The sequence below is a fragment of the Roseivivax isoporae LMG 25204 genome, assembly GCF_000521865.1.
Lineage (GTDB): Bacteria > Pseudomonadota > Alphaproteobacteria > Rhodobacterales > Rhodobacteraceae > Roseivivax > Roseivivax isoporae.
Map to the genome: position 1 here is coordinate 1 of NZ_JAME01000071.1, position 8,259 is coordinate 8,259.

General features: G+C 69.2%; 7 protein-coding genes and 3 pseudogenes. 2 read left to right on the top strand and 8 right to left on the bottom strand.

Going from position 1 to position 8,259, the window contains the following annotated elements; genetic code table 11:
• Positions 1-18: 18 nt before the first annotated feature.
• Positions 19-126, bottom strand: a pseudogene (locus RISW2_RS24360) (integrase core domain-containing protein); the annotation flags it as partial.
• Positions 127-216: 90 nt separating this feature from the next.
• On the opposite strand from RISW2_RS24360, the pseudogene RISW2_RS24365 reads away from it, so the two are divergent.
• Positions 217-1,037 (top strand): annotated as a pseudogene (locus RISW2_RS24365) (IS1595 family transposase); the annotation flags it as partial.
• 23 nt (positions 1,038-1,060) lie between these two features.
• Positions 1,061-1,491: pseudogene (locus tag RISW2_RS21980) on the top strand (IS3 family transposase); the annotation flags it as partial.
• A gap of 131 nt (positions 1,492-1,622) precedes the next feature.
• On the opposite strand, the gene RISW2_RS21985 reads toward RISW2_RS21980, so the two are convergent.
• The 7 genes from RISW2_RS21985 to RISW2_RS22015 are packed head-to-tail and all read right to left on the bottom strand — an operon-like array spanning position 1,623 to position 8,124.
• A complete protein-coding gene (locus RISW2_RS21985) occupies positions 1,623-2,318 on the bottom strand; it encodes an alpha/beta fold hydrolase (RefSeq protein WP_043775237.1) in 696 nt (231 codons plus the stop codon).
• Entirely contained in the window at positions 2,315-3,436 is a 1,122-nt protein-coding gene (locus RISW2_RS21990) for a cobalamin-independent methionine synthase II family protein (RefSeq protein ID WP_043775241.1), read from the bottom strand. The genes RISW2_RS21985 and RISW2_RS21990 overlap by 4 nt, the downstream gene beginning before the upstream one ends.
• 15 nt (positions 3,437-3,451) lie before the next feature.
• Complete coding sequence (locus RISW2_RS21995) at positions 3,452-4,033, bottom strand: class I SAM-dependent DNA methyltransferase (protein ID WP_043775243.1); 582 nt, start codon at positions 4,031-4,033, stop codon at positions 3,452-3,454.
• Positions 4,034-4,044: 11 nt separating this feature from the next.
• A complete protein-coding gene (locus tag RISW2_RS22000; RefSeq protein ID WP_043775245.1) occupies positions 4,045-5,010 on the bottom strand; it encodes a cupin domain-containing protein in 966 nt (321 codons plus the stop codon).
• Between the two features lie 14 nt (positions 5,011-5,024).
• A complete protein-coding gene (locus RISW2_RS22005) occupies positions 5,025-6,023 on the bottom strand; it encodes a nuclear transport factor 2 family protein (protein ID WP_043775252.1) in 999 nt (332 codons plus the stop codon).
• A gap of 5 nt (positions 6,024-6,028) precedes the next feature.
• Complete coding sequence (locus RISW2_RS22010) at positions 6,029-7,075, bottom strand: LacI family DNA-binding transcriptional regulator (protein ID WP_043775248.1); 1,047 nt, start codon at positions 7,073-7,075, stop codon at positions 6,029-6,031.
• Positions 7,072-8,124: an ester cyclase gene (locus RISW2_RS22015; protein WP_043775250.1), complete on the bottom strand. Its 1,053-nt coding sequence runs from the start codon at positions 8,122-8,124 to the stop codon at positions 7,072-7,074. Before RISW2_RS22015 ends, RISW2_RS22010 begins: the two co-directional genes overlap by 4 nt.
• Positions 8,125-8,259: the final 135 nt, after the last annotated feature.

An 8,259-nucleotide genomic window follows, 5' to 3' on the forward strand; every position in this document is an offset into this window, starting at 1 on the left:
GTCGAAACCGGGGCCAGTTCAGTATCCGATCGCGCTGTGCGGTCTGACCTCGTTGTAGTCTCGACGCCAAGCTTCCCGCTTTTCGCTCGCATCAGCAAGATCCATGAACCAGAGAGTGTTCAGACATTAGGTCTTAGGTAGCAGATGCACCAAAACACCTGCCGCAGTCGACACTTGAGTACATAATATGAACACGCGCTATGTGGCGAGGCGATCATGGCTCAGCATTTCCTGCTCTCTGCGGCTGCACGAACTCTCTCGCTGAAGGCGATCTATTCAGAAGGTGAAGACGCGGCCTATCAACGGTTCTGCCGCCTGCGTTGGCCGGAGACGAAGGGCGCGCCCGTGTGCCCGATCTGCGGATGCCTCGATATCTATGACCTGACAAACCGCCGCCGCTTCAAATGCGCGGCATGCCACCGCCAGTTCAGCGTGACGTTCGGCACCATCTTCGCCTCGCGCAAACTGGCGTTCGTCGACCTGCCCAGGCAGCGATCTGCCTGTTCGCGAACGCCTCGAAGGGCCTGTCAGCGGTGCAGCTTCCGCGGGATCTGGATGTGCAGCACAAGACAGCGTTCGTGCTCATGCACAAGCTTCGCGAAGCCATGACAGCGGAGACGCGGGAGGCCTGTCTCGAAGGCGAGGTCGAGATCGATGGGGCAGCGTTCGGAGGCCGCGTCCGACCAGCCAACCTGCGCGAGAAGCGGATCGACCGGCGGCGTCTGGCCAATCGCAGCGGCAAGCGCCGCGTGGTGGTCGTCTTGCGTCAGCGCGGCGGGCGGACACTGACGCGGACCTTCCTTCGGGAGCCCGAGGGCGTGGACTTCGCGCGAGAGTGGATCACGCCCGGAAGCGTCGTCTCCGCCGACGAGATTGCTCATTGGGACCTGCTCGATCCCGACTTTGACATGCGCCGGATCAACTATTCCGAGGCCTACAGCCGCAATGGCTCGCACACCAATTTGGCCGAAAGCTTCTTCTCGCGGCTCAGGCGCATGGTCGGTGGCCAGCATCTCCGAGTTGAGGGGCGTTATCTCGATGCCGATGTCGCCCGCGCCGCCTCTGCGCAGCGCTTCGGGTATCCCGCTCCGGCTTCCATGCTTGGTTGAACCGGCCCGGCCCGCCAGTGCCCGCTCCCTCTATGACCAGAGGCTGAGTGAGGTGATGCGGCGAAGCTTCAAGGACAGCGACCGGACCTACGGCGCCCGACGCGTCTGGCGCGACGTGCTCGAGGATGGACTGCCTTGCGGGCTGCATCGGATCGAACGCCTGATGAAGGCGAACGGCCTGCGGGCGCGACCGCGCCGACGCGGCTTGCCGAAGGACGATGGCGCGCGCTCGGTCATCGCGGAGAACCTCCTCGACCGGGATTTCCGCGCCGAGAGGCCAAACCAGAAATGGCTGGCAGACTTTACCTATGTCTGGACCGCCGAGGGTTGGCTTTACGTCGCCGCCGTCCTCGACCTGTTCTCGCGCCGCATCGTCGGTTGGAGGAGAGTGACGCTTATGCTTAGCGCACGGGTAAGATTATCGGTTTGCGGCTACACCGCCCCGGTCAGCGTGATTATGTATCCTTTTGGCTTCAACATTTTTCCGCCGCCAGGCGCCCCGAAGATCCAGTTTCACATGGCCTCGAGCCAGCGGTGAAGCGCCTCAGTGGTCGCGTCGGGGCGTTCTAGGGTCGGCAGGTGGCCCGCATCCTCGACGATCTCGAGGGTCGCGTGCGGCATGAGTGCGTGCATCAGGTCGTGCCGTGCCACGGGACAGAGCGCGTCGTGCCGGCCGCAGAGGATCAGCGCGGGCACGTCCAGCGCGCGCAGCGTCTCCTGCCGGTCCGGCCGGTCGCGCAGTGCCAGGGACTGTCGGCAGAACACCTCCGGCCCGAGCGCCAGCGCCATCGCCATGCAGAGATCGAGGATCTCGCGGCGCCGCGGACCGTCGGCCAGGTAGCGCGGCTTCAGCTCGTCGCGCATCACCTGGACGAGGCCGCCGGTGCGCACCTTCTCCATCTGCGGCCCGCGCATCGCCTGCACGGGCGGCGCCTCGGCCAGCGGGTTCGTGTCGAGGAGCGCGATCCCCGCGAGCCGCCCGGGGGCCTGCGCGGCGATCTCCATGGCGACGATGCCGCCCATGGAGAGGCCGGCGAGGGCGAAGCGGGGCGGCGCATGCGCCAGCACCTCGGCCGCCAGCGCGGCGGTCGTGTCGTGCCCGCCGATCGGGGCGCAGTGGATCGCGCGCGTGCCCGAAAGGGCGGCGATCTGCGGGCCGAAGAGCCGGGCGTCGCACATCATGCCGGGAACGAGGACAAGCGGGGTCATGTGGCGCGCCGGGCGCCTTCGGCCAGCGAGGCGAGCTTGGCCCAGGCGATCTCGGGGTCGACCGCGCCGAAGCCAGCGAAGGTGCCGAAGCCGCAATCGGATCCGGCGATCACCCGGTCGCTGCCGACGATCGCGGCGAACCGGCCGATGCGTTCGGCCACGAGGTCGGGATGCTCGACGAAGTTCGTCGTGGTGTCGACGCAGCCCGGCACCAGCACCTTGTCGTCGGGGATGTCGGCCTTGCGGTCGCGGAACACCTGCCATTCGTGGCCGTGGCGGGGGTTCGAGGTCTCGAACAGCACATGGCGGGCCGGCACCGACATCAGCAGGTCGAAGACCTTGTCCATGCCGATGTCGCAGACATGCGGGCCCTCGTAATTGCCCCAGCAGATGTGCAGGCGCACCTTCTCCTCGGGCACGTCGGCGAGCGCGGCGCGCAGCGCCTCGACATGGCCGTGCGCGACCTTCACGAACTCGTCGTCGGAGAGATCGGTGAACAGCATGTGGCGCGACAGCGCGAGGTCGGGGCAGTCGAGCTGCAAGTCGAGCCCGGCGGCGACGATGGTCTCGTATTCCGCCTTCATCGCGTCGGACAGGGCGGCGAGGTAGGCGTCGCGCGTCGGGTAATGGCCGTTCTGCAGGAAGAGCGAGATCACGCCGGGCGAGGCCGCGTTCATGAAGCCGCGGCGCGCGCCGTGTTCGGCCATGGCGGCCTTCAGGTGCGCGATGTCCTCCTGCAGCTCGCCCTGCCCCTTCGACCTGACCTCGCCCACGCACATGGGCCGGGCGTATCTCGGCGTTCCGCCGGATCGGGCGACGCGGTCGAGGAAGGTGGGATAGAGCTTCAGGTCCGCGGGGGCGTTGCGCGGGCTGTCGCCGCCAAAGCCGGTATAGCGGTCCTTGACGTAGGTCGCGTAGCTGATCTTGGACGTCTCGCCGTCCGACACGATGTCGATGCCGGCCTCCACCTGCCGGCGCACCACCTCGGACACCGCGCGCTTCATCGCGGCCGAGAAGGCGGCGGGATCGTAGGGCTCCTGCCGTTCGCGGGCAAAGATGAAATCGACGACTTCCTGGCTGCGCGGCAGGCTGCCGACATGGGTGCTCTGGACGGGCATGGCGTTTTCCTTTCTTCAGTCCTTGCGGGCCAGCAGCACGCTGCGTCCGCCGCAGTCCGGGTCCTCGGCATGGAAGCCCGCGAGGCGCATCCCGGTGGCCTCGAGCGCCGTGGCGTATTCGGCGGGGGACAGGCTTGCATGGTAGACCGGCGCATCCCCGACCCGGCCCCGCACCTCGCCGGCGCGGGGACCCACGGTCAGCATCAGCGCACCGCCGGGCCGCAGGTGCCCGGCGAGGCGCGGCAGCACCGCACGCTGTGCGTCGGGAGACAGGTGAAAGAAGCTGTCCCAGCCGACCAGCCCGTCGAAACGCTCGGGCAGGTCGAGCCTGCGCATGTCGGCAATGCGCCAGTCGCCCTCCGGGCAGTGGCGGCGCGCGATCTCTATCATCGCGGGCGCGATGTCGATGCCGGTCACGCGGAATCCCTGCCGCGTGAGCCACCCGGCGATCGGGCGGCCGGTGCCGCAGCCGAGGTCGAGCACGCGACCCGAACCGGGCAGCGCGTCGGCGAACCGCGCGAGCCAGCCGGCCTCGACCAGCGCCTGCGAGCGCTGCGCATCGAATACGCCGGCCTGCCGGTCGTACGTGTCGCGCACGTCCTCGGGCCCTACCCTTTCCACGTGGGTCCGGCCGGGTCGTCGGTGCCGATCACGCGGTAGAGCGCCGCCTCTCCGGTCATCGACGGCACGGCAGCGTGCGCGAGCCCCTCGGGCACGCTCATCGTGTCGCCGGGGGCGAGGATGTCGCTGCCGCCGTCCCAGTCGACCCGCCAGTGCCCGAAGACCGGCATCAGGACGGAGGGTCGGTCGTGGCTGTGGCGGTCCTCGGTGGCGGAGGCGCGGGTGATCAGGTCGACCTCGAAGCCCGGCCGGTCCGGCAGCCTGCCGTTCTCGCCGATGACCTTGACCGGCGCACCGTCGGCCATGGCAGCAAGGTCGAGATAGCGCGCGACATGGCGCGGGATGACTTCGGACGCGTGCGGCTCGGGATAGGTCGCGAGCTGCGCCTCGTCCATGACCGGCATCGGCTTCACGCCCTCGGGCAGGGCCTGCCCCTTCTTGGTGTCGTAAAGCTTGCCGTTCTCGCCCAGCACGAGGCCATGGTCCTTGGCGTCCTCGATCACCTGCGGCGCCCATTCGACGCCGCCGCCGGCATCGTCGCCGCCGAGGATCGCCATGATCATCCCGTAATCGGTGCCGACATTCTCGAACCCGCGGAAGATGCCGGTCGGAATGTTGAAGATGTCGCCTTCCTTGAGGATCACGTGCCCGGCCGTGCCCCTCCGGCCCCAGAAGAACTTCCACCGGCCCTTGAGCACGAAGAACACCTCGGCGGTGTGGTGCGAATGCAGGCTGTTGCGGCAATGCGGCGGCTGACCCGCGGCGCCGATGTTGAAGCCGTGCGGGATCGCGATGTGCACGTGCTGGTCCGGGCTTTCGCTGACCCCGCCGCCGATGATGGTGAAGTTCTCCTTCCGATCCGAGCCCGGCGTGTGGGCGTCGATGAAGGCGGTGCGGCAGGGCTGGAGTTCCCCGTAGCGGACGGTCCGGGCGCGCATCTCTTGCGGTGTCATGATCGGTGTCTCCTTCAGGTCTGCGGACCGGTCGCGTCCTCGACATCGCCGGTGGCGAGGAGGATCTGCTTCCAGATCGCGGTTTCGTCGTAGAGCGTGAACTCGCGGCGCAAGCCCCACGGGCCGAACTCGGCATGGGAGATGCCCATGACGTGCACGGGCGCCCCCGTCGGGGCACCGAAGACTCCCCAGCCGTCGTGGCGGCCCGTCAGCGACCAGCGGATCGCGGCACGGGGCGGCATCTCGGGGTCGTCGCGGCCGATGACGTGGTGGATCGCGAAGTCGGCCGAGGGAAACGCCGCCCGCAGGCCGATCCAGAAACGGTCGACCGCGAAATGCCCGTGATCCTCGGTACCGCCCGGATAATGCGACTGAACCGCGCGATCGTAGGCCTTCGGGATCACGGCGAGGTCCGCGTTCATGATCCGCGTCAGGATGTCGGCGTAGCGCGCGCCGCGCTCGTCGTCGTTGCCGGTGCCCGAATAGGGTCCCGCCACGTCGGTCTCGGGCGTGCAGGGCCGCAGGCAGGCGGCGGGACCGCCCTCGCGGGTGATGAGATCGCGGGCATAGGCCTTGGGATCCTGCCCGAGCTGCCGGACGATGGCGCCCTGGTCGCGGATCAGCCATTCGTCGTCGATGGCGTTGTTGCGGGCATGGCAGTCGGCGAGGATGCGGTAGCGCAGTTTCCGCCCCGTCGCCGCCCCGTAGACGCCGTCGCCGGAATGGGTGGCATGGCTCATGATCCGGTGCGACGAGAGCATGCCGGTCTCCGGCGTGCCCGACCAGATCACGTCCTCGCCGAGGAGCGTGCGGTCGGGAAATTCCGACAGCGTCGCCATGGTGGCCGCGATCACGCCCCGGTTGCCCACCACCACCGAAGAGGGCGAGCGCACGACGATGTCCGGGGCGTAGTAGTCGTGCAGCGTGGCGATGCCGCGCCCCTCCCAGATCTCGCGGGTGATCCCGATGATGTAGTCGGGAAAGTCGCGGAATTTGCGGTCGAAGCCCTGCATGGCGGTCATGGTGTCCATCCTTCGGGTATGCGGGCCGAGCGGCGCAGGATCAGCGGTGCGTCGATCACCTCGCGCACCGGCTCCGCCCCCGGCGTTTCGATCTGCTCGAGCAGCGTCGCGACGCTGCGCTCGACCATGCGGTTCGCGCGCTGGCGCACGGTGGTCAGCGCGTAGGCGGGCCAGGCGGCGGGCGGCACGTCGTCGAAACCCACGACCGACACGTCCTCGGGTACGCGCAGGCCGCATTCGTGGCGCAGCACGTCCATCACCACGAAGGCCATGTGGTCGTTGCAGACGAAGACCGCGTCGGGATGCGGGCCGTCGCCCGCGAACATGCGCCGCGCGGCGGCGCGGGCGCTTTCGGCATGGAAATCGCCCACCTCGCGCGCGAAGAGCTCGCGCCCGGCTTCCGCGAGGCCCGCACGGAACCCCGCCTCGCGGTCGCGCTGGGTCGAGGCGCCCTCCCACCCGGCGATGTAGCCGAGCCGGTCGTGCCCCCCCGCCGCCAGCAGCCGCGCAACCTGCTTGCCGCCGCCGAAATTGTCCGAGGTGACGGTGGCGACGCCGGGCATGTCCTGCGCCCGGTTGAACAGGACTACCGGCACGCCGAGTGCGCGGCACCGCGTGGCAAGGTCCGAGGAGAGCGCGACCGACGCCACGACGATGCCCGCCACCTGGTAGTCGAGGATCTCGTCGATCACCTCGTCCACGTTGCTCGCGGTCTGCGAGGCCATGAAGATCAGGACGTGGTAGCCCTCGGCCTGCAGCGCGTTCGAGAACTTCTCGAGCGCCTCGGGATAGAAGTAGTTCTCGAGGTAGGCGACCACGAGGCCGATCATCCGGCTCTTGCCGGTGATGAGCGAGCGGGCAAGCACGTTCGGCCGGTAGCCGAGCTCGGTCGCGGCCTCGCGCACCTTCTCGGCGGTCTTCGGTGCCACGGACGCGCCGGGCGTGAAGACGCGGCTGACCGCGGAGCGGCTCACCCCCGCCGCGCGGGCCACGTCCATGGCAGTGACCTTCTCGCCGCCCCGCTTGTCGCGCGTGTCGCTCATGCCGCCCTCCCCGTCATGGGGTCGAAACCCGCGCGCGCCTTGTTGAACTCGCGCATCCGCGCCAGCACGTCGACGCCGAGCTGGCGGTAGACGTCGAGCAGGTCCACCAGCACCCAGTTTTCGCGGATCCGCCCCTCTTCGAGCCGCCAGAAGTCGAGACTGCGCAGGGCGATGCGCCGACCCGATGGCGCGATGCCGAGCCATCCGTCGGCGCTGAGCGTCTGGATCATGTTGGGCCAGCCGGTGACGGCCGCGTAGTCGCCGTCGCCGAAAAAGTGATGCTCGACCGTGTCCGCATGCGCGCCGCGGTCGGGCATGGCGTTCAGGAACGGGATCTGGTGCCAGTGGCGGAAGCCGTCGATCCCGCGGCCGGTGCCGATGCCCGCGGGGCCGTACCAGCTCATCCGCTCGTGCCAGAAGCGCGGCATCTCCATCACCTCGGGGCCGCCCTGCACGGGGTGGCGCGTCATGTGCGCGAGCATGTCGAGGACGCGGTCGCGGCTCGCGTCCGACCGCGCGCCGTCGCGCGGTCCAGGCACGATCCCGTCCTGCGTGGCGGGCCCCGGCACGTGCCATTCGCGGCCGAGCGACGGCGCCATCGGCCACGCACCGGCCTGCAGCATGACCTCGGGGATGTCCCAGAGCGCCTGCATCTCGACGATGCGTCCGCCCTCCATACGGTAGAACTCGTGGAACCGCATGGCGACCTGGTGGCGCGTCGGCGGGATGTCGAGCAGCGGACGTGCGAAGCGCCCGGTGTAGCAGCCGCCGCAGCCGACCCAGTCCGCGCCCTCTCGGGTCTCGCCGGCGATCACGATGTGGTCGCGGCGCTCGAGATCGGGGATCGCCGCGAGAAGCGGCGCCAGCGCGACCTCGAAGAACGCCGCCACGCCAGTGGTCTCGCCGAACGGGTGACCAAGGCGGAACACCGCGTCGGGCGCGGCCGCCGCGTCGAGCGCCCGCCGCACGCGGCCTGCGTCGAAATCGTACATCGCCGCACGCAGGGGCGCGAGCGCGGCCTTCATGGCGGTGAACCGGCACTCAGCCATGCCGCGCAGCCCTCCTCCGGCCGGGGGCGCGCGGTCCGCAGGCCCCTGTGCGTCCGCGATCGGCGACGGCGGGCCGTTTCATTCCGCGGCGACCCGCGGCTTCGCGCCCTCGCCATAGGGCACGTTGTCGCCGCC

Coding starts and splice junctions, on each gene's coding strand:
- RISW2_RS22015 (WP_043775250.1), bottom strand. CDS start 8,124: ATGGCTGAGTGCCGGTTCACCGCCATGAAGGCCGCGCTCGCGCCCCTG.
- RISW2_RS22000 (WP_043775245.1), bottom strand. CDS start 5,010: ATGACACCGCAAGAGATGCGCGCCCGGACCGTCCGCTACGGGGAACTC.
- RISW2_RS22005 (WP_043775252.1), bottom strand. CDS start 6,023: ATGCAGGGCTTCGACCGCAAATTCCGCGACTTTCCCGACTACATCATC.
- RISW2_RS21990 (WP_043775241.1), bottom strand. CDS start 3,436: ATGCCCGTCCAGAGCACCCATGTCGGCAGCCTGCCGCGCAGCCAGGAA.
- RISW2_RS21985 (WP_043775237.1), bottom strand. CDS start 2,318: ATGACCCCGCTTGTCCTCGTTCCCGGCATGATGTGCGACGCCCGGCTC.
- RISW2_RS22010 (WP_043775248.1), bottom strand. CDS start 7,075: ATGAGCGACACGCGCGACAAGCGGGGCGGCGAGAAGGTCACTGCCATG.